This window comes from Microvirga sp. VF16 (assembly GCF_016864375.1).
Taxonomy (GTDB): domain Bacteria; phylum Pseudomonadota; class Alphaproteobacteria; order Rhizobiales; family Beijerinckiaceae; genus Microvirga.
The window spans coordinates 2,177,890-2,204,739 of the sequence record NZ_CP069354.1; the positions used below are offsets into that span (position 1 = coordinate 2,177,890).

Annotated in this window: 23 protein-coding genes and 1 pseudogene; 16 read left to right on the forward strand and 8 right to left on the reverse strand. The window is 62.3% G+C overall.

The genetic code is table 11. From position 1 onward, the window contains the following. Window positions 1–602: 602 nt before the first annotated feature. Both JO965_RS10365 and JO965_RS10370 read left to right on the forward strand, forming a co-directional pair. Window positions 603–1,717 (forward strand): annotated as a pseudogene (locus JO965_RS10365) (NADH:flavin oxidoreductase/NADH oxidase). A gap of 343 nt (window positions 1,718–2,060) precedes the next feature. Continuing rightward, the gene (locus tag JO965_RS10370; RefSeq protein ID WP_203443548.1) at window positions 2,061–3,305 is read left to right on the forward strand and encodes an NAD(P)/FAD-dependent oxidoreductase; all 1,245 of its coding nucleotides are present in this window, start codon (window positions 2,061–2,063) and stop codon (window positions 3,303–3,305) included. 258 nt (window positions 3,306–3,563) lie between these two features. On the opposite strand, the gene JO965_RS10375 is transcribed toward JO965_RS10370, so the two are convergent. Further along, entirely contained in the window at window positions 3,564–5,120 is a 1,557-nt protein-coding gene (locus JO965_RS10375) for an ISL3 family transposase (protein WP_203443549.1), read from the reverse strand. Window positions 5,121–5,278: 158 nt separating this feature from the next. Between JO965_RS10375 and JO965_RS48905 the strand changes: the two genes are divergently transcribed. The 3 genes from JO965_RS48905 (at window position 5,279) to JO965_RS10385 (ending at window position 7,446) form a co-directional block, all read left to right on the forward strand. Further along, window positions 5,279–5,410, forward strand: coding sequence for a hypothetical protein (locus JO965_RS48905; protein ID WP_256451911.1), 132 nt, complete (start codon window positions 5,279–5,281; stop codon window positions 5,408–5,410). 397 nt (window positions 5,411–5,807) lie between these two features. Continuing rightward, window positions 5,808–6,827 carry a patatin-like phospholipase family protein gene (locus tag JO965_RS10380; protein WP_203443550.1) on the forward strand — a complete coding sequence of 340 codons (1,020 nt, stop codon included), beginning with the start codon at window positions 5,808–5,810 and terminating at the stop codon, window positions 6,825–6,827. Window positions 6,828–6,918: 91 nt separating this feature from the next. Continuing rightward, entirely contained in the window at window positions 6,919–7,446 is a 528-nt protein-coding gene (locus JO965_RS10385) for a hypothetical protein (RefSeq protein ID WP_203443551.1), read from the forward strand. Between the two features lie 232 nt (window positions 7,447–7,678). On the opposite strand, the gene JO965_RS10390 is transcribed toward JO965_RS10385, so the two are convergent. Continuing rightward, the gene (locus JO965_RS10390) at window positions 7,679–7,960 is read right to left on the reverse strand and encodes an MgtC/SapB family protein (protein ID WP_203443552.1); all 282 of its coding nucleotides are present in this window, start codon (window positions 7,958–7,960) and stop codon (window positions 7,679–7,681) included. Between the two features lie 174 nt (window positions 7,961–8,134). Between JO965_RS10390 and JO965_RS10395 the strand changes: the two genes are divergently transcribed. The 4 genes from JO965_RS10395 to JO965_RS10410 all read left to right on the forward strand — a co-directional run bounded on the left by JO965_RS10395 (window position 8,135) and on the right by JO965_RS10410 (window position 10,811). Next, the gene (locus JO965_RS10395; RefSeq protein WP_203443553.1) at window positions 8,135–9,238 is read left to right on the forward strand and encodes a DUF2252 family protein; all 1,104 of its coding nucleotides are present in this window, start codon (window positions 8,135–8,137) and stop codon (window positions 9,236–9,238) included. 86 nt (window positions 9,239–9,324) lie between these two features. Then, complete coding sequence (locus JO965_RS10400; protein WP_203443554.1) at window positions 9,325–9,519, forward strand: hypothetical protein; 195 nt, start codon at window positions 9,325–9,327, stop codon at window positions 9,517–9,519. A gap of 327 nt (window positions 9,520–9,846) precedes the next feature. Beyond that, complete coding sequence (locus JO965_RS10405; RefSeq protein WP_203443555.1) at window positions 9,847–10,122, forward strand: hypothetical protein; 276 nt, start codon at window positions 9,847–9,849, stop codon at window positions 10,120–10,122. A 47-nt stretch (window positions 10,123–10,169) separates the two neighbouring features. Further along, entirely contained in the window at window positions 10,170–10,811 is a 642-nt protein-coding gene (locus JO965_RS10410; RefSeq protein WP_203443556.1) for a calcium-binding protein, read from the forward strand. 254 nt (window positions 10,812–11,065) lie between these two features. Here the strand turns inward: JO965_RS10410 and JO965_RS10415 are convergent, their stop codons facing one another. Further along, window positions 11,066–11,833 (reverse strand): calcium-binding protein, encoded by a 768-nt coding sequence (locus tag JO965_RS10415; protein ID WP_203443557.1) that lies wholly within the window; start codon window positions 11,831–11,833, stop codon window positions 11,066–11,068. A 739-nt stretch (window positions 11,834–12,572) separates the two neighbouring features. On the opposite strand from JO965_RS10415, the gene JO965_RS10420 reads away from it, so the two are divergent. Further along, entirely contained in the window at window positions 12,573–13,010 is a 438-nt protein-coding gene (locus JO965_RS10420) for a hypothetical protein (RefSeq protein WP_203443558.1), read from the forward strand. Window positions 13,011–13,460: 450 nt separating this feature from the next. Here JO965_RS10420 and JO965_RS10430 read toward each other — a convergent pair whose 3' ends face one another. Beyond that, window positions 13,461–15,044: an adenylate/guanylate cyclase domain-containing protein gene (locus JO965_RS10430; protein ID WP_203443559.1), complete on the reverse strand. Its 1,584-nt coding sequence runs from the start codon at window positions 15,042–15,044 to the stop codon at window positions 13,461–13,463. A gap of 286 nt (window positions 15,045–15,330) precedes the next feature. Beyond that, window positions 15,331–16,032 (reverse strand): class I SAM-dependent methyltransferase, encoded by a 702-nt coding sequence (locus JO965_RS10435; RefSeq protein WP_203443560.1) that lies wholly within the window; start codon window positions 16,030–16,032, stop codon window positions 15,331–15,333. 145 nt (window positions 16,033–16,177) lie between these two features. Between JO965_RS10435 and JO965_RS10440 the strand changes: the two genes are divergently transcribed. Further along, a complete protein-coding gene (locus JO965_RS10440; protein ID WP_203443561.1) occupies window positions 16,178–16,888 on the forward strand; it encodes a gamma-glutamylcyclotransferase in 711 nt (236 codons plus the stop codon). A gap of 593 nt (window positions 16,889–17,481) precedes the next feature. Here JO965_RS10440 and JO965_RS10445 read toward each other — a convergent pair. Next, on the reverse strand, window positions 17,482–17,751 hold the full coding sequence (locus JO965_RS10445; RefSeq protein WP_203443562.1) for a hypothetical protein: 270 nt from the start codon (window positions 17,749–17,751) through the stop codon (window positions 17,482–17,484). Window positions 17,752–18,233: 482 nt separating this feature from the next. Next, window positions 18,234–18,536, reverse strand: coding sequence for a hypothetical protein (locus JO965_RS10450; protein WP_203443563.1), 303 nt, complete (start codon window positions 18,534–18,536; stop codon window positions 18,234–18,236). 281 nt (window positions 18,537–18,817) lie between these two features. On the opposite strand from JO965_RS10450, the gene JO965_RS10455 reads away from it, so the two are divergent. From JO965_RS10455 to JO965_RS10475, 5 genes are all read left to right on the forward strand, one after another. Further along, a complete protein-coding gene (locus JO965_RS10455) occupies window positions 18,818–20,086 on the forward strand; it encodes an IS256 family transposase (protein ID WP_203443564.1) in 1,269 nt (422 codons plus the stop codon). 81 nt (window positions 20,087–20,167) lie between these two features. Beyond that, entirely contained in the window at window positions 20,168–20,728 is a 561-nt protein-coding gene (locus tag JO965_RS10460) for a transposase (RefSeq protein WP_246776802.1), read from the forward strand. Window positions 20,729–20,862: 134 nt separating this feature from the next. Further along, complete coding sequence (locus JO965_RS10465) at window positions 20,863–22,284, forward strand: IS4 family transposase (RefSeq protein WP_203443565.1); 1,422 nt, start codon at window positions 20,863–20,865, stop codon at window positions 22,282–22,284. 360 nt (window positions 22,285–22,644) lie between these two features. After that, complete coding sequence (locus tag JO965_RS10470; RefSeq protein WP_203444133.1) at window positions 22,645–23,631, forward strand: IS481 family transposase; 987 nt, start codon at window positions 22,645–22,647, stop codon at window positions 23,629–23,631. Between the two features lie 395 nt (window positions 23,632–24,026). Continuing rightward, entirely contained in the window at window positions 24,027–25,973 is a 1,947-nt protein-coding gene (locus JO965_RS10475; RefSeq protein WP_203443566.1) for an adenylate/guanylate cyclase domain-containing protein, read from the forward strand. A 5-nt stretch (window positions 25,974–25,978) separates the two neighbouring features. On the opposite strand, the gene JO965_RS10480 is transcribed toward JO965_RS10475, so the two are convergent. Further along, window positions 25,979–26,812, reverse strand: a complete 834-nt coding sequence (locus tag JO965_RS10480; protein ID WP_203443567.1) for a metal-dependent hydrolase — start codon at window positions 26,810–26,812, stop codon at window positions 25,979–25,981. Between the last annotated feature and the right edge of the window lie 38 nt (window positions 26,813–26,850).

Consider the following 26,850-nt stretch of genomic DNA (forward strand, 5'->3'; position numbering starts at 1 on the left):
AAATCCGACGGAATCACAGGGCCTTGAGGCCACTCAACCTTTTTCAGTCAGCCTCTTAGCAAATAAATGTTTTTGGATGCCGGAGATGATCATGCGCCCGTCGGAGCTTTGTCTTAGATCCTGCATTGGATCCTCCAAGCGATAGGCATGTGTATGATCCATGCAGTCCGAATTTGGATTAAAGTGCAGGACCCGTGCTTCGCCTTGGTGTGACCAGACGGGGGTGTTCTGCTTGCTGACTGGAGAAACTTCAGCCTAACCCTAACCGGAAGAGTCCTGGAAGCTTGCGGTTTGTAAGGAAGAGACTGTCTCCGTGGCGTTAGCTTCACCGAGTTAACATTATGGCAGCAGGCCAACTGCCCGAGCATTGGAGGTCCGCACAGTGGTGGGACCTGCCGCACTCGAGACACGAAGCTGTGATCCCCTCGTTTGTATCAACCTTGCGAGCAGCGCGAGCCACCACCTGGATCAAGAACGGTGCCCTTCCGCCCTACACTGATGCCGAGACCGGTTCGGGTGAGGAGGCTTTTGAGGGGATGATCCTTCGTGACCCATCAGCCCTTGTCACTCCTTCGTCATCACTCATCATCGAGAGGCCTATGATGACCCGTGCAAAGCTCTTCACTCCGTTCCGGGTAGGCGAAGCCGAACTCGTCAACCGCATCGTGATCGCTCCCATGTGCCAATACTCGGCCGAGAACGGATGCATGACCGACTGGCACATGATCCACTTGGGCCAACTCGCGCTCTCAGGTGCCGCGCTCCTGACGATCGAGGCGACGGCAGTCATGCCGGAAGGGCGGATCACTTATGCCGATGTCGGCCTTTATTCCGATCCTTGTGAGGCGGCCATGCAGCGCGTCTTGGACAGCATCCGCCGCTGGTCCGACATGCCGATTGCGATCCAGTTGAACCATGCCGGGCGCAAGGCCTCCACGGGGGTGCCGTGGAAGGGAGGAAAGCAGATCCCGCTGGATCACGCCAATGGTTGGCAGACCGCAGCGCCAGCGGTCATCCCGCAAAATGTCAGTGAAAACTCCCCGATGGCACTGGATCATGACGGGCTGGTGCACGTGCGTGATGCCTTCGCCGAGGCGGCCGGGCGTGCCGCCCGGCTCGGCATCGACGCAGTTCAGATCCATGCTGCCCATGGCTATCTGCTGCACCAGTTCCTCTCTCCATTGTCCAATCAGCGAGAAGACGAATATGGCGGTTCCCTTGAGAACCGGATGCGGTTTCCGCTCGAGGTGTTCGATGCGGTCCGGGCCGTGTTTCCGCACGAGCGGCCCGTGACGGTGCGGGTATCGGGCACGGATTGGACCGAGGGAGGCTGGACGATCGAGGAAACCGTAGCCTTCGCCAAGGCGCTGGAGGCACGCAAGTCAGCGCCATTCACGTCTCGAGCGGCGGGCTTGCCCCAGCGCAGCAGATTCCGGTCGGGCCGAGTTATCAGGTTCCGCTGGCCCGGGCGGTCAAGGCCGCCACCACGATGCCGGTTATTGCTGTGGGTCTGATTACCGACCCTGTCCAGGCGGAGGCGATCCTCGTCACGGGCGATGCCGACCTCATCGCGCTGGCTCGTGCCATTATCTATGACCCCCATTGGCCCTGGCATGCCGCGGCGCATTTCGGAGCCAGCGTCAAGGCGCCGAGCCAGTACCTGCGGTCCCAGCCTCGGCAGTTTCCCGCTCTCTTCGAGGTCCGTGCAGACGACTGATCGTTGTTCGCCGGGAAGTTCGGTTCAACTCCAATGCTCCCAGGCTCGATGCAGTCCTCGCCGAGGAACGGCGCGTTCAAGTGCTCGCCGCCGGGTGCCACTCCATCCAGGATATCACCGGTGCTATTCGGGCAGCCGCCAATCCTCGCGGACCTTTTGCCGTTCTGATCGATGCGCTGCCTCACCAAGACTGAACCAGAGGCATTCCCATCGGGCCTCGGTGGGGCCTGGATCGACGGCAGGACTGCACGGATTGATCGCGACAGCGCCGTTCTCGACTTGCCCCTAGACGATCGAACCCGACCAGCCTAGTGGACGCAATCTCATCGCACGGGCAGACCGCATGGCAACTGACTGGGACGTCGTGATCATCGGAGGCGGGGCAGCAGGGATCGGCGCGGCGCGTCGGCTGGCAGCCAGTGGGCTGTCAACGCTGCTGCTGGAAGCCTCGCAGCGGATCGGTGGCCGCGCCTGGACGGTCAATATAGCCGGACAGGCGCTCGACCTCGGCTGCGGCTGGCTCCATTCGGCCGATCGCAATCCATGGGTCGATCTCGCCAAAGCATCAGGCTTCGCCGTCGATCGCCGTAGCCCGGCCTGGGGCCAGCAATATCGCGACCTCGGTTTTCCACAGGCCGAGCAGGACGCGGCGGATGAAGCGTACGAGGCATGGTACGAACGTCTGGCCGCCGTTGCACGGCACAGCGACCGCGCCGCCGATGCCCTGGAGCCCGATGCGACCTGGAACCCCTATCTTCAGGCGATCAGCGGCTATCTCAGCGGCGCCGTCCTCGAGCGCCTCTCGATTGCCGACTATCTTGCCTACGATGCGGCCTCGACCGGGCGCAATTGGCGTGTGCCGGTGGGATACGGCACGCTCATTGCGGCCAGCTTGCCGCCTACCGTCGCGCTCCGTCTCGCCACTCCGGTCGAGGCGATCGACCTTGCGGCGACAGGCGTGAGCATAGTCACACGGGCTGGCACCCTCCGTGCGCGAAGCGCGATCGTTACGGTCTCGACCGCGGTGCTCGCCGGTGGCAGGATCGGGCTGCCGTCAGTGCTCGACGACTGGTGCCATGCCGCCGCCAACCTGCCGCTCGGACATGACGAGAAGCTGTTCCTGGAGATCGTGGGCGACAGTGCCTTCGACCCCGAGACCCATGTGCTCGGTAACCCACACGACCCGCACACCGGAACCTACTACATCCGACCGTTCGGTCGCCCGGTGATCGAGGGTTTCTTTGGTGGTGAAGGTGCCCGAGTGCTGGCGGAGAATGGACCCGCCGCCGGCTTCGCCTACGCGACCGACCAACTCGCGGCGCTGTTCGGTGACGATGTCCGAAGCAGACTACGCCCGCTTGTGATCTCGAACTGGAGCCTGACGGAGTATGTCGGGGGTGCCTACAGCTACGCCCTTCCTGGGCGTGCAGCGGCACGGGAAGCACTTGCCCGTCCATTCGAGCAGCGACTGTTCTTTGCCGGCGAGGCGACACACCGGAATGATTTCTCGACCGCTCACGGCGCTTACCAGAGCGGGAGGCGGGCGGCTGACGAAGTGATCGCTGCGCTCACGCCGCATGCCCCCTAGACGTTGCCGTTGATCAAGGTCGCCTGCCAGCGGTTATGGTGGGTGTGTCAGTATGGACGGGGCGAGTACCTGCCGGCGCAAGCTGGTGCCTGTCCAGGATATTATAGATCGACTTGGTTTACTCTGACTAAGAGCTTCTTGAAAGGAATGGCGACTCTCGCTGACACGAGGAAGGGCGTCAGGTTCTCGCCTCACAGAGGCGCCCACCTGTGTTTCGGCGTGCAATGTTGGCTCTGACGCAATTTTGGTGGTGAGGCGCTATGCCGGCGCGACGAGGCGCGCCTCGAGCAGATCGAGTTTCCCGCGACCGTACATCTGGCGCTTCACCAGCTTGAGCTTGGTGATCTGGCCCTCAGTTTGGCCGTTGGACCAGGAAGACGTTATGGCCGCGGCGACAGCGGCGTGATCCTTTCTCACGCCGCGGCCGAACGCCGCCACGAGGCTCGAATTGGCTCGTTCCAGCCAGGGAGCAAGGTCAGCCAGAGCCTTCCTGCGGATCATGCCCTGGAAGGCAGCGATGATTTCACGCGCCTCGACAAGCGAGGGCACGCCGCTCTCGATCGCCGCAACCAGCACGGTTTCGGACCTGGAGAGCTTGTCGCGGGCGATGGTCATCAGTCGTGCGAGGGTTCTCGCCGATGGCGTCCGCTTCAGGATGCCGTCCTCGATCGTCTCAGCCCGCCGGCGGCGCGTTGCCCACTCGGTGACGACCCTCAAACTGCCACGGAACCCCTGGTGTCCGAGACGACGCCAGAGTTCGGCACCATTGCGCTGCCCGGCGGCCCACTGCGCGTCGAGCCAGGGCAGGAACAGTTCAAGCGAACTCTCTCGGGAGCGGAAGACATCCGAGCGCTGCCCGCGCAAAACGCGCCGAACCAGACCGCGGCTATATCCGGTGCGGCGAACGATCTCCTTGATCGTCACCTCTGCCTTTGCGAGTTCGAGAATAGCCGCGTTGGTCTCTTCGCGACGAAGGTATCCTTCATACTGGATGCGCTCGGCAGCGGTGAGCAGATCCGGGGCGATTGTCGCCGCGCCAACGACAGCACGGAGCTGGCGCATGGATTTGCGAACGGCGTCGATGAATGCCTGGCTCGCATTTTCCATCAGGTGCCAGCGATCAGCGACCTGCATCGCTGCTGGCAGGGCCTTGGCGGCGGCCAGAGCATAGCCGCCGCCCCGGTCTCGAGCGACAATGTTGATCTGAGGCTGGGCTGTAAGCCACGCCTGCGTCGTTGCCGGCTCCCGGTCAGGCAACAGAGCAATGGTCTGGCGCCGTTCCAGATCGCAGATCAACGTTCCATAGCGCTGATTGCGTCGCCAGGCCCAATCGTCGATCCCGATCACGGTGGGCGGGATGAAGGGCGGTCGGCCTCGCCTTCTGATCACCCGGAGCAGCGTGTCGTTGCTCGCCGGCAGCATCAGTCTTTGTGCAAAGCGTGCCGCGGGCCGGCCGCCCAAAGCGAGCCCGAGATGGTGGATGATCTGATCGAGCCGGGATGTGCGCCGAGACCACGGTAGTAGCACCCCATTGTCGAAGCGCTCTGTGAAGATGCGGCGCGGGCACAGAACCGCCTCGCAATGAAAGCGTCGTGCCCGAACGACGAGACGGACCGGCCTGCCGGAAAGCGGCAGATCCGCCAGCTGCCGGGTATAGCGGCTGTGAACGCGCGTTGAGGTTGTCCCGCATCCCGGGCAGCAACTTTCCGCGCTGGATGCTCGGAGGCCGATCCGGATGCCGAAATCCGCTTCGGCCACCTCATCGACGATAAAACCGCCCGGCACCAACTCCGAGACTCGCAAATGCTGACCCATGGCCTTGATTCTCCACGTGAACCAGGGCCAGCGAGACGCTCAACTCCATCAAAAGTGAGTCAGAGCCAAACTTGGAAGCCGATTGACAGCGGTGTTCAGGCGTGCAACCGCGTATGACCCTTGCGGTTGACTCGGGAAGCACCGCAAGGGGCCTCCTCATGCTCAGCGGGATCCAAGTTCTGATCGTCGAGGATGAAGCCTTGGTCGCCGCGATGTTGTCGGACGCGGTGGAGAATGCGGGGGCGAAAGCGTGGGCGTGGCTCGCACCGTCGATGAGGCGCGCCAGCTGATCAGGATGCTCACCTTCGAGGTGGCGGTGTTGGATATCCACTTGGCAGATGGCGACGTCACACCGGTTCTGGAGGCGCTCCACGCCCGCAGAGCCTCACCATCGTGTACAGTGGAGACGGACTGCCGGAGAAGGTCAGAGCACGGCACCCTGAGCTTGTGGCGCTTCGGAAGCCGGTTCTATCGGGACGGATTGTGACCGAGATCCTCCGAGCGGGCGGAAAGCGCCTGTAGTCCAGCATGGAACAAGGTGACATGCCTGCAGAGTGCTCATTCTGAATGGTTGCTGGGCAAGGGCTTCCGTGAGGACAACCCTGGTCCGCTCCAGGCATGCGCAACCATCACGATACGGCCCCGTTGATGCCTGCACCGCCATGGTGCGTTGCACAACGAGGTCTCATGAAGTTCGCTCCCGACGACTACCTTGCCGTCCTCCCTCTTCATCATGAGTTTGGGGTCTATCCTCCAGTCCGCCAGCCGTCCCGGCGCAGGGCTGTTCCGAAGAGAAGGCGGGTCTCCCTGGCCCTGCAAGGGGGTGGATCGTTTGGAGCCTTCACCTGGGGCGTGCTCGACCGCCTGCTGGAGGACAGGACCATCACGTTTGATGCCGTGAGTGGCGCCAGCGCGGGTGCCGTGAACGCCACTCTGCTCGCCTCAGGGCTGGTCCAGGGCGGTCCAGAGGCAGCGAAGGAAACTCTCCAACGCTTCTGGCAGCGGGCCAGTGAGGCGGCGCCCAGAGCCCACGCCGGCCTCGCCGTCGAGGTCGCTGTCCGCCATCTCTCGCCGTATCAGTTCAACCCGTTCAACCTGCACCCCCTGAAGGTGCTCCTGGCGGAGGAGATCAACTTCGAGGCCCTGCGGGAGCATTCGAAGCTCAAGCTGCTGATCGCGACAACGCGGGTGCGTGATGGAAGCCTGCGTGTCTTCCGCGAGAAGGCCGTCACCCTCGACGTGATCCTGGCCTCGACCTGCCTGCCTGTCCTGCATCATGCGGTGTCCATCGACGGCGAGGCGTACTGGGATGGTGGGTATTCGGCCAATCCGCCCTTGCTGCCGCTGGTCTCCGCCTCGCGCGCCACGGAGGCGCTGGTGGTGCAGATCATGCCGTCCGTTGGAGCCGAGATGCCCACCTCCGCGTCAGAGATCCGCAAGCGCATCGAACAGATCACGTTCGCCAGCTCGTTGGCGCGGGACATGGATGCCTTGGCTGCTATGAAGCAGCTTGCCGGTCCCCACGACCAAGGATCCCGTCTGGCCCGCAAGCTGCAAAAGCTGCGGCTCCATCACCTCGCGGCGGAGGCGGAGTATCCGGCCCTGGGCGAGGCCAGTGCGCTCAACTTGAACTGGGACTTCCTGCTGGCGCTCCGGGATGCGGGCCGAAGAGCGGCGGATCGGTGGCTCGGCCAGGGATCGGGGTGAACAACACCCTGGATCGCGCCTCATCGTCCACGATCTCATCAGGAACAAAGTCCAGATCCGGCCATTGAAATCCAACCAATGGAGGGATGAAATGGCAGGCAAGGCAAGCTTCACAGCGGAGGAACGGGCCCGCGTCGTGGCCAGCCCGATGGTGGCCAGCATGGCGATCACCGCAGCCGACCCAAGCGGCCTCTGGGGCTTGCTGAAGGAGGCCATGTCGGGCGGCTGGGCCCTGCTGGAGGTCAAGCAGGGCAGTCAGGCCAACGCGCTCGTCAAGGCGGTGGCCGACGACATCATCACCCCGGAAACCCGCACTGCCGCCCGCGACCGGATGCAGGCGCAGTTCAAGGGCGCCCAGCGTGGCGAACTGAAGGGCAGGGCCATTGAGGAGCTGCGCGCCATTTCCTCGCTCGTGGAGACCAAGGCCCCCGAGGATGCGGCAGGGTTCAAGGTGTGGCTTAACGAAGTGGCCCGCAAGGCCGCAGAAGCGGGTAACGAGGGGGGCTTTCTCGGCTTCGGCGGAGTGGCGGTCAGCGATGCGGAGCGGGCGACCCTGGCCGAGATCGCAGCTGCCCTCGGCACGTCCGGAGCCGTCCCGGCTGCGCGCCCCTCATCCTGACCAATCGCCGCCCGGTCGACGTGGCTCAGCGGTCCCCCTGCTGGGAGGTACTGTTGTTTGTCGGGAGATGTCGCGTCACGAGCCACATCACCCGAGACGATCAGGACAGCGAAAATGATCCCAGCGGCGGCAATCTGGTACATGCCGGCCCCGGCTGCCATGCCGATGGAACTCGTCATCCAGAGACTTGCTGCGGTCGTGAGGCCTTAAACACTGCCTCTCGCCACGAAGATCACTCCGGCGCACAGGAACCCGATGGCCTGGGCCAGACCCTGAATGGCCCGGGTAGGGTCCGGGTCGCCCTGTCCCCGGGCGGACACCTCCTCGAGAGCTCCAGGGCAATCAGCATCGTCATGGCCGAACTGAGCGCAACCAGCATGTGCGTCCGAACGCCCGCCGAGATGCCGCGCACCTCGTGGTCGAGGCCGAGCAACAGCCCGAAGGCCGACGCAAGGCCAAAGCGCCAATGCATCTCGTTGAACGGAATGACCGAGGTTCCCAGGACCTGCTCCACGCCTTGCTCTCCCTTTGCATCGCTGATCGCCAGGACACAAACTTGGCTGTTGGCGGGTATGTTCCTGCGTAAGTTTCGGAACCATTCAGTGAAGATCTCTGAAGATCTCTGCAGTGCGTGGACGTTAGGACGCCAGACACAGTCTTGGCCGAGAACTCGATGGAGGAGATGTCAATGATCCAGCAAGAGGCGGAGCCCTCCTTCGACGCGGCAACGCAGGCCTATCTCGCCTGGATGGCCCGCTTCTGCGCCCTGGACGAGCAAGGTCTCAAGCTCAAACAGGCGAAGATGCGCGATAGTCCCTTCGCCTTTCTGCGGGGGACCTTTTACCGCTGGTCCCATCACTTCGCGGCCGTGCCGGACGAGGTCCGCTCAGCCCCGTCCTTCCTGATCGTCGGCGACATCCATCTGGAAAACTTCGGCACCTGGCGGGACCGGGAGGGGCGGTTGGTCTGGGGCATCAACGACTTCGACGAGGCGGCCGAACTCCCGGTCACCAGCGACCTCGTGCGGCTCGCCACGAGCGCCGTGCTGGAAGCCCGGCGGGAGGCATTCCAGCTCACAGCTTTTGAGGCGGCGGACACGATCCTGGAAGGTTACTGGGCGCATCTGAAGTTTGGCCCCGACCCGTTCATCCTGGAGGACCGGCACGCGTGGCTGCGCGACCTCGCCGCCGCATCCGGGACCAGCGCCCAGAGATACTGGCGCAAACTCTTGAAGCAGCAGGAAATCGATGAACACGCCGTCCCGGAGGAGGCACGCGAGCTTCTGCGGTCGCATCTCCCAGCGGGCGCCGCCCGGGTCCGGTTCTTCCGCCGGCTGGCCGGTCTTGGGAGCCTGGGCCGCCCCCGCTTCATGGCCGTGGCGGAGTGGTGCGGCGGCCTTGTGGCCCGCGAGGCCAAAGCCGGGATCCCATCGGCGGTGCATGTCGCCGTATCCGAGGTCGACGCTCCAACCGGCCCGTCCCGCCGAGCGGTGGAGCAGGCCTGTCGGGCACCGGATCCGGCCCTGCACATCGGCGAGCGCTGGGTGGTCCGGCGGCTTTCGCCCGAGGCACGCAAGGTCGAGATCGATGAGGTCGAGCATGCCCCGGACCAGAAGCATCTTCTGCATGCGATGGGACGGGAACTGGCCAATGTTCACCTGGGCTCCGCCCGCGGAGCCGCGCCGATCCGCTCCTGTCTTGAGCGGCTGCCCGACGATTGGCTGCGGACAGCATCCTGTCTGGCCGCGGCGCATGTCCAGCAGGACTACGAAACGTTTCTGCGCGGCTCGTGATGTGCGGCGCGCGGCTTTCGATGCTGTCCGGTCAAGGTGGATCTCGCGTCAGGGTCAGGCGTTCAGCTTTTCCCACGGAGGACTCGATGGCCCAATTTCCGCTCACCAAGACACTGACGAGCATCACCGTCACGCGCCATGACGGCGCGTACCAGCTTCAGATCGAGGATGAATCGGGCGATGTCGCTGTTTACCACATCGGATCCGGGCAGATCCTTCAGCTTGCCGACGACCTCGACGATCTGCTCGCGGAGGAGGAAGGGGCGCAGGCCGAGAGCTAACCGCGTGGGCCGCCTCATGCTCCTTCGCACGGAACACCGGACGTAAGTCGCACAAGCCTTCCCGGCTCAGATGACCTTCGCTTCAACAGCCTGAGCCCTCTGGATCAGGCTTTGCACGCGCCGATGCCGTGCGGAATGCCGGAAGGCTGCCGCCACGCACGAGCAGCCATGATCCTCCAGGAACGACGCCAGGAAAGCGAGTTCTTCTGGCACCATGCGAGGCGTCGAGTGTCGCCCCGGGATCGGCTGTGACCTGCATCACAGCAAGTTCCTCTCCCCTCTGGCACTAGCTTGCCAAGCAAAAACGCGCGCGCAGGAGGAGATCCCATGCCATTCGACAAGCCCTATTCGCCCGGCCAGGACACGCAACTCCAGGGCCCCTATAGCTCCGAGGACAATGACCCCCTCTCGGATGGAGATGGCACCTACTACGCCGAACCATACTCACCTGGCCAGGACACGGATCTCGACCTTCCCGACACGTCTGACGAGGCCGAGGACGGCGAGGGCGTCGCTGATCCATACTCTCCAGACCAGGACACGGAGGTCACCTTGCCGGGGCTCTCTCTCTCGAGGGAGGCGATGGAAAGGACCGCCTTGTAGGCAGTGCGGGCTCCGACCGCATCTCGGGTGGCAAAGGCAACGATAGCATGTGGGGCGATGACGGCCCTGATCGCATGTGGGGCGGCGACGGCTCCGACATGATGAGTGGCGATGGTGGGGATGACCGCCTATGGGCCGGTGAGAACGGTGATTTCGCGCTGGGTTGGGACGGCAATAACCAGATCTGGGGCGAAGGCGGGAATGACGTCCTTGTTGGCGGTCAGGGGAATGACAGCCTGTATGGTGATGCTGGCGATGATACGCTGATGGGCTCCGAGGGAGCGGATCAGCTCACCGGCGGTGAAGGCCGGGACGAATTCATCTATCGCGGACCCTACAATGGCCCTGCGGTCGAGGAGAGCCCGGCGACTTCAGCCGGCGCGGATCAAATCCTCGATTTCCAGTACGGCACGGACACGATCGATTTTGACTATCCTGAGGCGGCGGGTCCAGGCACACCGGAAAATTTCCACTCGGAAGGCACGAACGCAGACTCGATGGATGCCGCGGTCCAGGAAGCGAACCAGAACTATCGCGAGGATCATCTGACCTATCTCTACCTCGCCAATGAGGGAGCCGACACCGGCTATCTGCTGGCGGATCTGGATGGGAACGGCAGCTTCGAGTTTGGCATCACGCTGGTCGGCAATGGCGGGCCGGGCGAGTTCGGCTACGACGCCATAGCCTGACCCACAAATCGCCAAACGTGGATGGAGGATCGCTCGGCAGTATAGCGAGCGATCCCCTTTGTGCTTCCGGCCGCGGCTCTGCGGGGGCCTGCAACAGCCGCTTTAAGGCCGTTCCATAAACAGCCGTCCGCGAAGTTCCATCCACCCATGTCATTCCACTGACATCTAGGGGTTAACTGGGAACAGAGGTGATGACCTTCCGGACGGCTCCGCTCGGGCCAGGATCCGGCGACGACACTGCTGCGACCTGCCCGCTATAAGCTGACATCCTCGATAGCATCATAGCCGAACTCGCCCGGCCCGCCGTTGCCGACCATCGTGATGCCAAACTCGAAGCTGCCGTTCCCATCCAGATCCGCCAGCAGATAGCCGGTGTCGGCTCCCTCATTGGCGAGGTAGAGATAGGTCAGACGATCCTCGCCGGTCTGGTTCGCCTCCTGAGCGGCTGCATCCATCGAGGTCGCGGTGGTGCCGGCCGAGTGGTAGTTCTCAGCTGTCCCGGCAACCCCAAGCCCGATCTTGTCGGTGCCGTACTGGAAATCGAGGATTTGATCCGCACCCGTTGTGGTCGCCGGGCTCTCGGCCACAGCATCGGACCAGAACCAGAACTGATCCTGGCCTTCGCCGCCGGTGAGCTGATCTGCGCCAAGGTCTCCAACCAAGAGATCATGGCCGGCACCCCCGTTGAGATGATCATCTCCCTGTTCTCCATAGAGGACGTCATTGCCCCCTTCGCCCCAGAGATGGTCAATGCCTTCACCACCCTCTAGAAAGTCCCTGTCCTCACCGCCCCGGATCACCATATCCGGGCTCTGACGGTCCGTGTCCTGGTCTGGAGAGTATGGGTCAGCGACGCCCTCGCCGTCCTCGGCCTCGTCAGACGTGTCGGGAAGATCGAGGTCCGTGTCCTGGTCTGGAGAATAGGGGGTCGCAACGCCCCCACCATCACCGGACTCGTCAGCGGCATCCGGAAGATGGAGTTCCGTGTCCTGGCCGGGGGAATAACGCTTGCCGAGCTCCATGACCGTCTCCTCTCGCCGCGCGCAGACGCCCGCTCCGCGAGAGGCAATGCCAGACGCGAGGCCGACTTTCTGTCACGCAGTTCACACTTGCTCGCGTCGCTTCTCCTTTTCGATGCTCCTCCCGTTGCCATAGAGCCATCGGAAGCCAAGCCCCATCGCCAGACCCGGTGAACAGGCTTCTCTCCCCCGACGTCGCGCCAAGATCAGGAGTATCGACGGGCCGGCCCGAAATTCGACGGCCTCATCCGGCACTGCGCAGCCCTATGACTGATGCTTTACTGGTGACATCTCTAATGAGGACAATCAGGGACTTGTCTAATGAGTTCTGACAATGAGCGCCGTTTCAGCCAGCTCCGGATTGCGGACACTCCACCAAAGACGATTGCGCCTCCCACCATGGCAGCGAACATCTGCGGAATAAAATGATGCCAGAGCGCCTCTTCGGCGGTCAGATCCAAATGGTCGTGGAGAAGGTGGCGGAGCGTGGCCATGGCTCCCACCGCTGCCAAGAGCAGGGTGCTCCCCGTTCTGCTGATCCAGGTCTCTTCTTCATACTGGCTGATTAGCCTACTCGTTACGGTATGGTGATAGCTCTGCGTGCTGTTCCATACTGCGCCTCATGCGAAATTGGTGGCCGGAACTCTTCCGCCACAAGGACTTTAGTTCAATCGACTACTGGTTAGCTCTGGGCGACGCCATGCCTCGTTTCTACCTTCACATCCGCCACAAGGATCGAGGGATGAGTTACGAGGTCGGCCGCGAGTACCCGGATGTGGCGACGGCCTGGAGCGCCGTGGTGCGCGCTGCTCGGACCCTCAAACAGGTGTTCGTAGCCCAAGGCCACGATCCACAGGACTATGCCATTGAGGTCGAGAATGAGACGGGGGAGGTGGTTTTCCGCCTGCCGTTCTCCGAAATTCTGAGGCCGCTGGTGCGGCAATCTCCCACCACTTACAAACTCGTCGGCAGCGATTTGGGCTGGCTGATTTATTGCGACAATGAGTTTGTCGGCGGCGTCCCACGCCGGTCCTCGGCCGAGTTGCTGGTCTGGGAGATGGTTGAGACTCGATGCGCCGAGCACAGGGCGTCGCAAGTCCTGATTGAAGACGAGTTCATCTGTGAGAAGCACCTTTGCCGCTGCTTCGAGAAAGCGTCTCCTGCAACCCTGCTGTCTTAGTCAGAGATCCCGATATCCCCGCCGCCGCTTCGCCCAGGCGAGAGCCTCCAGAGCCTCGCCGCCTCGACCTCGTAGGCGGACGACGTTCCATACTCGACCTTATCGGAAATTCTGGACTATCTTCTCGCACGTTCGCGGGGCTGATAAAGCTAGGCAAGCTCGGGGATAACCCATGCAAGATGAGCGTTATGCCTTGTTTCGAAATGAGAGAAGGAGCCGCATCATCCTGCTCCTTCTCGCCCTTCTGAGCGTGGGCCTCCTGGCTTTGGTGGCCGGATACCTGTTCTTCAATCTGTCCTTTGATCCATACAGCCCTGGCCGGTTCCTCTGGTAGCCCATTCCGCATCGGTCAAACCGGTTTCGTAACCCAGCCCCTCGCAGCTATGCTGACCTCGAGTGAAACTGGTCCACATTGTCTTTATAAGTGGCGTTGATGATACTGGTGCTACACTAGCCTTGCCAGCCTGCTTGCCGCAGACCCTCGATCATATGGTCGTTATCCTCGGGCAGGCGGTAAGGCCGCCATGAGGCAAACTTCTGGATAAAACCGGGGCTTACTCGCTCACATGTACTGAGGGCCGCTTCAGCCCTGTCTGTCTTGCCCAAATACGCTAAGGTGATCGCATGGAAAACATGGGTCAGCGGGTAACTGACATCGTGAAGCAGGGTATTCTCTAACGAAGCGAGAGCTTCGCCATACCGCCTCGCATTCAAGTATGCTCCAGCTAGCCACGTCATCGACTGATGCATCCCAGGGTTCAGAGGGTTTAGTCGTATACCTGCTTGTAACTCAACGATGCCCTCCTCTGGTCGACCTGCAACATCGAGAACGTTGCCACAGACGATGTGAGCCGCTGAATTGCTGGGGTTACACTGAACGGATCGCGTTACCTCCGCGACCGCCCGGTCGTGATCACCTGACCACATATGCGCTAATCCAAGGGTCATGTGAGCGAAGCTATCGCTGTCATCGTGAGCAACCGCGTGACGGGCAGCCTTGAAGGAAGCCGCGATCGCGGCTTTGTGGTCGGTGGTCTGGCCAAGCATGATGCGTATGTTCCAGCTTCGCGCGATACCCGCGAATGCTGGAGCATAGGTCGGATCGACCTCCGTGGCTCTCGTGGAGAACTCACGGGCCTGATCGGCTGCCTCCGGTGTGAACTGAGTGTGATAGAAATTGCCTCTCTGATAGAGATCCCATGCGCTCAGCTTCGTTCTTCTCACTGCAGGGGGTCTCTGTATCTCAGCTTTAGTGATGGCGGGTTCGACAATGGATGCAATTTGCTGCGCAATTTCATCTTGAACCGCAAAAATGTCGTCTATTCTCCGGTCCACTCTATCGGCCCAGACATGATGCCCGGTGTCGGCGTCGAGTAGCTGGGCCGTCACCCGTAGGCGCTCGGCCGCCTTTCGAACACTCCCTTCCAACACGTAGCGAGCGCCGAGAGCCCGCGCGACCTGCCGGACGTCAACGGCTTTGCCCTTGTAGGTAAAGGAGGAGCTGCGGGCGATCACTGGAAACCCCTTCCAATGGCTCAGCGCAGTGATAATATCTTCTGTGAGCCCATCAGAGAAGTATTCTTGCTCCGGGTCTCCAGTCATGTTCGTGATTGGAAGTACTGCAACCGCTGGCTTACTCAGAAGATAGCGAACATCAACGCGAACACTCCTGCTGTTCTGGCCCGAGCTAACCCGGTATACACGAACAGGATCAGGGATGTTCTTGAGGTCCTGCTCACCAAGATCGACGAAGGACAAGTCCTCTGTGCCCGCCACCTGCTGGAAGACGGCCTCCGAGATAAGCACCTCACCCGGCTGTGCGATGCTCTCTAGGCGAGCCGCGATGTTCACGCCATGGCCATAGATATCATGCCCTTGAACGATCACGTCTCCGACATTCACTCCGATGCGTAACTCGATCTTCTGCTCATCAGGTACCGCATTGTTCTGCGCACTGAGAGCCTGTTGAATGTCAATGGCGCATGTGACCGCCGCAACGGAGCTGGAGAACTCGCATAGGGCTCCGTCACCCATGAGCTTGATCGTGCGTCCACCAGACTAGACTTACTGATCCGAGGGTCAAAGAGCTCGTCTCGCAATGCATTCAGTAGGCGGAGAGTCTCTTCTTCGCGCAGGCTCATCATGCGGCTGAAACTAACCACATCGGCGGCTAATATTGCCGATAACCTTCGCTCGACGCCTTCTGCTGTCAAGATCTGACCTCCGCCGCCACAAAGGATATGGCTGAACTACCCACATGGCCACGAATTTCCATTATTTTTGCGGTTTTCAACCTTGCTCGTCAGTTCGGGACGGGCTCTCAGAGCTTTTTGGCTGCGGTCACGATCGCCGGCATCGGCAATTCGAACGCACCGTTCCGTGCGTAAGCGGCGACGGCTTGGCGCATCGCATCGCGGATGGCTGCCAGTGCCTCCGGCGTCTGCGCCTGGAGCAGGGCGGCGGCGCGGACCGAACCCTGCATGATCGCTTCGAAGAGGCCGTCCGGCGACGCCAGGCGCCAGACCAGCGGGACCGTGGCCACGGTCGCGGACCGGAAGCCGGCGGCGGCTAGGCTGTCCTCGCACTGGGCCGGATCGCTGAACAGGAAGAAGCTGGGACCGGGCGGCAGGGGAACATCCATGCGGCCGTGGGCCTGCACGGCGCCGTAGACGAGGCCGAAGCCAGCGCGGTCCCGCGGCGCCCAGACGCTGAAGGCGATCCGGCCGCCGGGACGGAGCACGCGGAAGGCCTCGCGCAGGAAGGCATCCGGATCGGGGAAATGCAGCACGCCGAAATTGGAAACGCCGGCATCGAGGCTGCCGTCGGGAAACGGGAGCGCTTCGGCGTCGCCCTCCCGAAAATCCAGGACACGCATACCGCGCGTGACTCCGGCGGCGTCAAGGAGTGCCTCGATGGCCTGCGTCGTGACGGGGGAGAGATGGTCGTGGTATCCGGCGGCAACAGTTTCCGCCGACCAGCCCTGATGCTCGAACGCGCGAAATGAGGGATTCGGCTCCGCCATCGCAGCCTCCACCGGATGGGATGTCAGGGGACTATCTTACCCCACGGCGCGTCCTCCCGGAATTTCGACGACGATGGTCCTCCGCGACAGGACCGGCGCTCTCGGGTATCGTCGGAATGCGGCAGTCGACCGGCAGGGGAATCCGATGCGAACCCGACCGATGACACTCACGCCAGAGCATGTGGCGCAGGTCCATCGCGTCCTGGACGATCCGGGGCCCGACTCGACGTGGACCTACCACACCGACGAGGACTATCACGCCCTCGTACAGGGCCTGCTCGCCTCACATCCCGGCGGGCCGGACACGTGGCTCTTTGCCTATGGCTCCCTGATCTGGAAGCCCGAGTTGGAACATGTTGAGACGCTCAAAGGCACGGCACGGGGCTGGCACCGCTCGTTCTGCTTCCGGATCGAGCGGTTCCGGGGCACCCGGGAGCAGCCCGGGCTGATGACGTCCCTCGACCGCGGCGGCCAGTGCCAAGGGGTGGTCTTCCGGCTGCCTCCGGACGACCTGGAAGGACAATTGGGAAAGCTGGTCCGGCGCGAGATGACGGTGAAGCCGCCTAGCAACATGCCGCGCTGGATTACCGTGGAGACCGAGCAAGGGTCCCTCCGTGCCATTGCTTTCGTGATAAACCGGCAGTCGCGCTTTTACACGGGCAAGCTGCCGCCGGAAGAGATTGCGGACGTGCTGGCCAAAGCCTGTGGCCATTGGGGATCCTGTGCCGAGTATCTCCACAACACGGTTACGTACCTCGAAGAGCATAGCATCCGCGACCGCAATCTCTGGCGCTTGCAAGCCTTGGTCGCCGAGCGGATCAAGGCCGTGTCTTCCGGATGCTCGCCGGTTCCATGAACGGCCTTTCGCGAAATTGAGCAACACCAGGAAGATCCCTTCATGGCACGCCTGAGACCTAAGCCCAAGGGCAGCAATCCCTAGCAAACCAGACAGCCCAAAACGTTGGCGAAGGTTACTGCCTGACCCCAAGCCGACATTAAGTGAGCATCAAGAACGCAGAGTAGGAGCGGATAACTCCTACCCTGACACGGGCATGAGTGTCTTCCGCGCAGCCTTCAGTAAGTCGACGCGTCTCGTAGGCCCCTCAAGCCATGACACTGCATGAAGCTCAGAGGACATGCTCTGGCGCTGAGGTTCGCCAGAATAGGCGACGAAAGGGATGGCGTGGCTGTTGAGCTTGCCTGCAGCCTCTGTGGCAGGACCGTCGTTGAGCATGAAGTCGACAATGGCACCGCCGGCTGTTTGGCCTCCAGCCAAACCCATGCCTCGGCCATGGAGGCGACCGTCTGCACGGCAAAGGCAGCCCCCTCATGGGAGGTCGCGACCGACATGCGGTCCCCTTCAAACTCGTTCAGTCACATGGAGGTTAGGATCGCTTATCATCCTGGTCAGACGCACACTTATTCGCTGTTGCGGCGCACAGGGGCCTTCTATTGCGGACTCATCCATCCTTTCCTGATGTGACCGCTCGGCCCAAACGCCCCTTCTGCCGCCTCACAGGCCTGGATTGCAGACATCTTGGAGACAAGGGTTGAGTAATAGGACAGACGCTCCCTGAAGAAGGAGAAGTGTCGTCCACCGGCGCGCCATAGACTCGGTTGGAGATTGAGCTCTGAAAACCGCTTTTCAGCTTCGTTCAGATCAAGATGCCAGGAGAAGCATTTGGTGATCAGCAGAGTTGCCGCGGCAAAATCGTCCAACGCGACCTGTTGCGCGTCACGCGGCTGGGCGGTGGCTGAGGGTGGCGCAACGAGCAAAGACACGACCATTGCCCCGCCTGGGCGAGGCTCGAGAGAGCCTTGAAGCCGAACCAGCAGACCGGTGCGTGATTGGGCTAGAAAGGCCTCGTATACACTCGAGGCAACAAAGCCATCGAAGGCAACCTGCTGCCCGTCACGCGGCTGGGCTTTGGCTGGTGCTATCGTGATGAGAAGAGGGATGACCGCTGCCGCACCTGGAAGCAGCCCAAGTGAGCTTTGACACCGACCAGGCAGTCGGCGGCGTGACTGGAGGGGCGAAAGCGTGTCATGGCTCAATCCCATGTCCTCCGATTTGTAGAGTCTACCGCCCTGTTGGAACACGGTGCGCTCTGTCACCCACGATCGGGTCGGCGGAGAGCGCCGCAACCGGGCTCCCGGACCGACAGGATGCTGCGGCCGGCACGAAGTCCAGGCCGACCGAGCTAACCATTGTGCCTCCTGAACGGGACGATGTTGCCGCTGTACTTGCCTATCTGCTGCAGGCGCGCCAGCTCGATAACCGCGCGGGCCCGGGACAGCCTCCACATCGGGCTGACCACTGGCTGGACGGGGATCGCCGTGTTTAACGCCCACCGGCACTCCCACTCCTGAGCGGTGAAGTCGTCGCCGTATGCGTGCGTCACGTTCTGGTCCAGGTCGAGGCCGTCGTCGGCGCAGAGGGCCTTCGCCTTCTCGATCTCGTCATTCGTTACGCGGGATGGAGCCCATGCCCTTGAGTGTAACATCAATCCGACGCCGACTTGATTGCAGGGAGAGGCTTGCTGCGCTGCTCCAGGCAGCATGCCAGCTCTTGAATGACCCAGCGTCTGGCCTGGCGTTTCGAGGATCGCCTCATGATGACCTCCTACGGTTGATCCTAGGATCGCTTGAAACAGCCTATGCTTCTGTGATCGGCACCACACAGTGCTCGAGCTATGACGGAATCTGGGTGATGACGGTGTGAGAAGGGCGACGTATCGAGGCGGGTGACGAGCCTGCCAGAACCTCTACGAGAGAGCGATACGCCATGAACGACACTACCAATGTTTTGCGCCTTCGTCAGCCCGATGCGATTGATGATCCCCTGACGGATATTCTGCGCGCCGGCGCCCGCAAGTTGCTGGCCCAGGCCATCGAGAGCGAAGCCGAGGCCTTTCTTGCCAGCATGCGCGAACTGAAGTTGCCGGATGGCCGCGAGCGCCTGGTCCGGCACGGGCATGGGCCGGAACGAACCATCCAGACCGGCATCGGTCCGGTGGAAGTCAGCCGGGTCAAGATCCGCGACCGCGGTGCCAGCAGCGATGAAGACCGCATCCGCTTTTCCTCGGTGATCCTGCCGAAATTGGCCCGGCGGACGAAGAGTTTGGATGTGCTGTTGCCGATCCTCTATCTGCGCGGGCTCTCGACCGGCGACTTCCAGGACGCTATGGCAGCCTTGCTCGGCAAGGACGCGCCCAACCTCTCGCCCTCGGCCATTACCCGACTGACGGGCGAATGGCAGGCCGAGTACGAGCGCTGGCAGGCGCGGGATCTCTCAGCCCGCCACTATGTCTACGTCTGGGCCGACGGGGTCTATCTCCAGGCCCGGATGGAGGATCAGGCTGAATGCATGCTGGTGCTGATCGGCGCCACCCCGGAAGGCAAGAAGGAGCTCGTCGGCTTCCGGGCCGGCGTGCGCGAGAGTGCCCAGAGCTGGAGAGAGCTTCTGGTCGAGATCAAGCGGCGGGGCCTGTCGATCCCACCCCGGATCGCCGTCGGGGACGGGGCACTCGGCTTCTGGAAGGCGCTCGACGAGCTCTTCCCCGGCACGCATCATCAGCGCTGTTGGCTGCACAAGACGTCCAATGTCCTCAACAAAGTGCCGAAGTCCGTGCAGCCGGGCATGACGGCGGCCCTGCGGGAGATTTATCTCGCGCCCACACGAGCCCAGGCCGAGGCCGCCGTCGATCTGTTCGAGCAAGCCTACGGGGCACGCTATCCGAAAGCTGTGGAGTGCGTGCGCAAGGACCAGCGGGCGTTGCTGGCCTTCTTCGACTGGCCGGCCGAGCACTGGATCCATCTGCGCACGACAAACCCGATCGAAAGTGTGTTCGCGACGGTGCGGCACCGGACCGTGCGCACCAAGGGGGCGCTGTCGCCGACGACCGCGCGGCTGATGGTCTTCAAGCTCATCATGGCGGCTGCGAAAAGCTGGCGGCGGCTGATGGGCGAAAACCAGTTGCCGAAGGTGATTGCGGGTGTCAGATTCCAGGACGGCGCCGAGATCCTTCCGACGCCATCACACAACGTCGCCTGATCGACCCCATCACCTAAATTCCGGCATAACTCGACGCTGAACGAAGCCGCCACCTGGGGTGCGATCCGGCATCACGGGCTGATGGACAACACGGTGGTGGTCTCCGACGATGCCGGACAGTTCCGTGTCGCCCGGCATGCTCTGTGCTGGGTTCACGCCGAGCGGCACCTGCAGAAGCTGATGCCGGCCTCGCCCAAGCAGGCCAAGGCGGTGGAATTGGTCCGGAAGACCATCTGGTGTTTTTATCGTGGCCTGAAGCTGTGGAAGCAAAGCCCCTCGCCAGGCGCTGAGGCGTTGTTCAGGCGCCAGTTCAACCGCATCTTTGGCCAGCGCACGGGTTACAAGGACCTCGATGCGCTGCTCGCCCGCCTGGCGCGATGCAAGGGCGAATTGCTGCGGGTGCTTGAGCGTCCGGAGATCCCGCTGCACACCAACGCGTCCGAGAATGACCTACGCGCCTGCGTGATCAAGCGGAAGGTCTCCGGCGGCACGACGAGTGCGGATGGCCGTGTAGCACGGGATGTGATGCTGGGGCTCTCGAAGACCTGCCGCAAACTCCGGCTGTCGTTCTTCGACTATCTCGGGGATCGCCTTGGGCTGCAGGGGATCAGCCGAGGATCCCACCGCTCGCCAGCCTCGTGACCCAAGTCTAAGACGAGTCGCCCCCTAATCTGCCCTTTCAATTACCCACATCTCCGGAGTGAGGGCTGCTTGAGCTTGCGCGGCACGGCTCGGGCGTGATTCCTTGTCGGGCACCCGCTTGGATGGAGGGTGTCATGGATCCGATGGCTGAGGGTGCCTCGTGGCTCGACGAGGAACTGGCCGGTTCGACCTTTGCCGACGCACGGCTGGGCCAGCGGCTGCGGCGGCTCCTGGAGCAACTTGGCGGAGCAATCGGAGCGAGCCTGCCGCTGGCCTGCCAGGACTGGGCTGCCACCAAAGCCGCATATCGCTTCTTCGACAATGAGCGCGTCAGCGAGGCCCAGATCCTGGCCGGCCACTTCGCAGCCACCGCCAGCCGCGTGGCTGCGACCGAGGGGCCGATCCTCATTCTCCACGACACCACCGAGTTCGTCTATCACCGGGTCCGGCCCGAGCCCGTCGGCGTGATCGGGCAATATCCCTGCCGCAACGTCACTTATGATCGGCGCCAGTTCTATACCGTCTGCGGCCTGCTGATGCACTCCAGCCTTGGCGTCACACCGGACGGTCTGCCGCTGGGACTGTGCGCGATCAAGTTCTGGACCCGCGCCAACCTCAAGGGCTCAAGCACCCTCAAACGGCATATCAACCCAACGCGCGTGCCGATTGAGCAAAAGGAGAGCCTGCGCTGGCTCGACAACATGCGGCAGGCATCGGCGCTTGCTGCCGATCCGGCCCGATGCATCCATGTCGGTGATCGCGAGAGCGACATCTATGAGCTGTTCGTTGCCGCGCACGAACTCGGCACGCACTTTCTCGTGCGCAGCTGTGTTGACCGGCTGACGGACGACGGCGCCCGGACGCTCATGGCCGCGATGGAGACGGAGCAGGGCCAGGGCGAACACCGGATCGATGTGCGCGACGACAAAGGCAGGAGCAGTCAGGCGCGGCTTACCATCAAGTATCATCGCCTGACGGTACGGCCGCCTCTTGCCAAGCAGAGGCGCTATCCCGCGCTCGAACTTGCCGTGATCTGCGCCGATGAACAAGGCGCTCCTGAGAACCGTCAGCCGATCCATTGGCGCCTCATCACCGATCTGCCCGTCACCTGCGTTGATGAGGCGATCGCGAAGATCGGCTGGTACGCCCTGCGCTGGAAGATCGAGCTCTTTCACAAGATCCTGAAGTCGGGCTGCCGCGCCGAGGATGCGAAACTGCGGTCGGCCGAGCGGCTGGTCAACCTGCTGGCGCTGTTCTGCATCCTGGCCTGGCGGGTGTTCTGGCTGACGATGCTCAACCGGACGGCACCACAAGCCTCGCCACGCCTGGTCTTCACCCCGCTCGAGATCCGCCTGCTCGATCGCCTGGTCAAGAATAAGACAGTCTCACCGGCACCAACCTTGGCGCACTATCTGACCAAGATCGCCCAGCTCGGCGGCTATCTTGCCCGCGCCAAGGATCCGCCGCCCGGCAACATGGTCCTGTGGCGCGGCCTCTCGCGCCTCACCGATATCGAACTCGGCGCAACCGTCGGAACCGGACTTATGGGTAAGTGAAAGTAATCTGCCCCGCTTACGCCTTTGGACGGGCGGCGATCGTAAAACCTGAAGTGAGATGAGCGTCGCTTACAGAAACCTCGCGCCGCTTCTGCTGTCATACTCAGAGCAGGGGAGGGAGAATGCCGGCAGCTCAATAGGCGTTCATGGCACTAGAGCATCGGACGATTTGTCGGACCCGCTCGGTTCCCACATCTGCCCAGCTGATAGGGGCGGGGCGTCGTGGATCCGCCTTTTCGTCCGATGCTCTAGTTGTCTGGTGGCGGAACGTTGTTGGGACCAAGTGCGTTGCGCGATTGAGGAGTATGCTTGGCGCTTTGACGGCCTGCGGCGCCGAGCTCCTCATCGCAGGAGGACATGATGCACTCCCTTCATCCGCAAGCCCGCACCACTCCAGCCGTCCGCCAGGAGATTGCCCGCTCATCCGAGCCGACGGGCGTGCTGGCCCAGCGCTTCAGTGTGAGCACCGAGACGGTCCGCAAATGGCGCAAGCGCGGCCCCAAAGACTGTCAGGACCACAGCAGCCGGCCGCACAAGCTGCCCTGGAGGGCCACCGAGGAGGAACGCGCCATCGTCTGCGCCCTGAGGCAGGCCACCGGCTTTCCGCTCGACGATCTGACCTTCGTGGTCACGCATTTCCTGCCGCATCTCAACCGTGATGCGGTCTACCGCATCCTCAAGGCTGAAGGCTTAGGCCGCCTGCCACCGGCGCAGCAGCGCCAGCGCCGGAGCGGCACCTTCAAGGACTACGATCTCGGCTTCGTGCACATGGACATCAAACACCTGCCCAAGCTGAGAACCGCCAATGGCGAGAGCCGCAAACGCTTCCTCTATGTCGCCATCGACCGCTGCTCGCGCTGGGTGCACCTGGCCGTCAAAGACGACGAGCTGGCCATAAGCGCGATTGCCTTCCTCAAAGAAGCGATCCGCGCGTTTCCCTTCAAGGTCACCCACGTGCTCACCGACCGTGGCTCGTGCTTTACCGCTGATGGCTTCGAGGACGCCTGCCACCAGTTGAAGGTGGAGCATCGCAGGACCAAGCCGTATACGCCGCAAACCAACGGTCTCGCCGAGCGCTTCAATGGACGGGTGCAGCGTGAAGTGCTCGGCATCACGATCTACAGCCATGGGGATCTGGAGACGCTGCTCAAGGGCTTCAACCAAGCCTACAACAGAAGACGCCAGCGCGTGCTCAAGGGGCGATCACCGGACGAGGTCGTGCGAAGCCGCTTGGTCGCTGAGCCGAAGCTGGCCAATCGGCGCGCGAAGCCACCCGATCCACACGCTTTGCCTCAAGCCCTCCAGGTCGTCGCTCACGCCAAGGAGGTCTCGCATCCAGACAACTAGGAGAGGGGAGGGCAGGTCAGGAGTGAGGAGCAGACCTTGTCACTGCCGCGCTTAAACGGCCGAGTTTGGACCCAAAGCCGACCTGCCGCGTTTGAAGTAACAGGCGACAAGGATGTGTCTGAGCCCAAAAGAGCCTAACTCAATGGTAATCGGATAGGCTTTTTTGCCTGACATCGGGCCGGCGCCGGAAGGTCAGCGACTGGGGTGAGCCTCGGACGCAGTACGTCTGTCCTGATCGGGGCGGCCGAGGTGTGGCGGTGACGTCTGCGACAGCCCTCGGCTTGTTCGCTGAGGCTCAACCCTCAGAACCGAAAAGCGTCGGTTCGTACCCCGCTGTGCCTTGAATCCTGGCGGATCAACCCGCACAATTGCCAGCCGCCTAAGGCTGACGATGGATGCCGTCGCACCAGGAACCAAGGGTTGAACGACACCTTGCCGCGATCTTTGCGGCGGACGTCGCGGGCTATTCGCGGCTAGTCGGCCTGGACGAACTTGGCACCTTGAAAAGCCTCGCCGCCGCTCGTGAGATCATGGACGCCCTCATTGAGGAGCATGGGGGCCGGATCGCCAACACCGCGGGTGACAGCGTCCTGGCGGAGTTCCCGAGCGCAGTCGATGCCGTTCAGTGTGCCGTTGCAGTCCAGAGGCGGCTGCTAGAAACGGGCGGAGCGATCGCTCTGGACCGGCGTGTCCAGTTCCGGATCGCTATCCACGTGGGTGACGTCGTCGCGCACGGGCGAGATCTGCTTGGAGACGGGGTCAATGTCTGTGCGCGGCTCCAGGAGGTCGCCGCGCCAGGGGGAGTGTGCATCTCTGGCGCGGCTTACGAGCAGGTCCACCAAGCGGTTCCATTCTCCTTCGAAGAACTCGGCCCGAAAAAACTCAAGAACATCGACCGGCCGATCCTAACCTACGCTGTTCTGGTCGAGGGCCTCGGCTCTGCGCAGCCGGGCGTCGCTGATCCGCCTACGCCCGAGCACGATCGTGCGTTGAAGTGGGCGAGAAGCGTTACCCTTTATGCGGGAATCGCCGTCATCCTCCTGGTGCTCGCAAGCGTTGGCGGAACTATGTGGTGGCTGGTGGCCCAACAGCGCCTCGAGCCGCAGAAGGCGGGCGCCAGCACCCCAGTGCGATCCGACAGACCCTCAGTCGCCGTGCTGCCGTTTGCGAACCTGAGTGACGACCGAGCCCAGGAATACTTCTCGGATGGGATCACCGATGACGTGATCAACGATCTTTCCAAAGTGGCCGGGCTCCTCGTCGTTGCCCGTAACTCCACCTTCACCTTCAAGAACACGGCCGTGGATGTGCGAAAGGCGGCTGCGGATCTCGGTGTCCGCTATGTGGTCGAAGGCAGCGTACGCCGGGCTGCGGACCGGATTCGCATCAATGTTCGATTGGTCGATGCCGCGAGTGGCGGGCAGCTCTGGGCAGATCGCTACGAGGGAACCCTGGGAGATGTTTTCGGGCTGCAAGACGATATCGCCGGCAAGATCACAAGTACATTGGCGGTCCAGTTGACATCCAAGGAGCAGGGACAGATCGCCGCCAAGCGAACTGAAGATCCTGCGGCCTACGACGAATTCCTCAAAGGTTGGAACAAGTACCTTCAGCAGAATCCGAAGGCTGCGCGCGAGGCGATCGAGCATTTCGAGCGAGCAATCGAAATGGAGCCAAACTATCCTCGTGCTTATGCTGCGCTCGCGGCTACATACTGGCAGATCGCAAGGAGGCAGTGGCAGGAAGAAAGGTTCGGGCTGAGATCGGTGCACGATGCGCGGCTGAAGGCTGGAGAGTACATCACCAAAGCACAGCAATCGCCGACGTCTCTCAGTCATCAGGTCGCTGCGGCCATTCTGTCTCAGCAGGGAATGCACGAGGAGGCGATCAGAGAGGGAGAGCGAGCCATCAGCATGGATCCTAACGACGCCAACGCCTACGTCGCGCTCGCTGGCGCGTTGAGCTTAGCCGGTCAGCCCGCCAAGGCTCTCGAGTTGGTCTTTCAGGGCATGCGACTCAACCCTTTCTCCCCACCCTCTTACTTCTATGAGCTCGGATTGGCCCAGTTCGGGCTGGGACAATTCGAAAAGGCGGCGGCAAGTTTGGAGCGGGCTGTCGCTCTCAACCCGGACGACCGATGGTCTTATCGTGTGCTTCTCGCCGCGTACGGCCATTTGGGTCGAACAGCGGACGCTGAGCGGATCTTTTCGTTGGCTGAGAAAAATCGACAGGGCCTGGACCCACTCTCCATTCGTGGAACTGCTTTCTGGTACTCCTTCAAGGAGCCAGCGGATTGGGAACGCATGGCGACGGGCCTCAGACTAGCCAACGTGCCCGACTAGCGCCCTCAAAATCGCAGCGCCTGACCTGGAGCGACGTCCAAGACCTGGGTCACACTAGGTCCTAAAGCTTTCTTGAATTCAGCGGGGGTTCGGTTGAGGACCGGAAAGGTGCCATAGTGGATCGGGATCACCGCTTTCGGCTTGATCAGCTCCCGTACGGCGTAAGCGGCCTCTTCAGGCCCCATGGTGAAGAAGCCCCCGATGCACACGAGCGCGAGGTCCGGCTTGTGGAGCTCCCGAATGAGCGCCATATCGCCGAAGACGGCGGTGTCTCCCGTGTGATAGATCTTGAAGCCGTTCTCCATCTCGACCACGTAGCCAACGGAGACCCCGGCTCCTCCGCCTTGTCGGATGGAGGCGGAGTTGTCAGGATTCCTGATGCCCAGAATGTTGTAGTCGAGCGACGAGCTGTGATCGGCGTGCACCATATGGATCTTGACGCCGCGGCCGAGTGGCTCCGCTGTGCCGCCCTTGTTCATGGCAATGACGTTGTTCTCCTCCATGAGACCCAGCGAGACCAGATTTCGGGCGAACTCGTAATTGGCCAGGACCTTGGCGCCCGTCAGACGGGCCAGATCAAGCAGATCGGCGATGTGATCCTGGTGGCCATGCGTCACCAGGATCAGGTCCACTTTTCCAACCGCCTTCAGGTCCCGGTACTCAGGCGGGGTCGTCGGGTTTCTGGTGACGAAGGGGTCAATCACGATCACTTTGCCGGCGATGCTCGTGATGCGGGTCGTTGCGTGCCCAAGCCAAAGCACTTCAACGGGTTGGGCTGCGGCAAAGCCGGGAGCGATAAACAGAAAGAAGCTCAGGATGAGCGCCCACTTGGCCTTCATGAGAAACTCCGGGCATTAGCTTCTGCTTCCGTGATGAC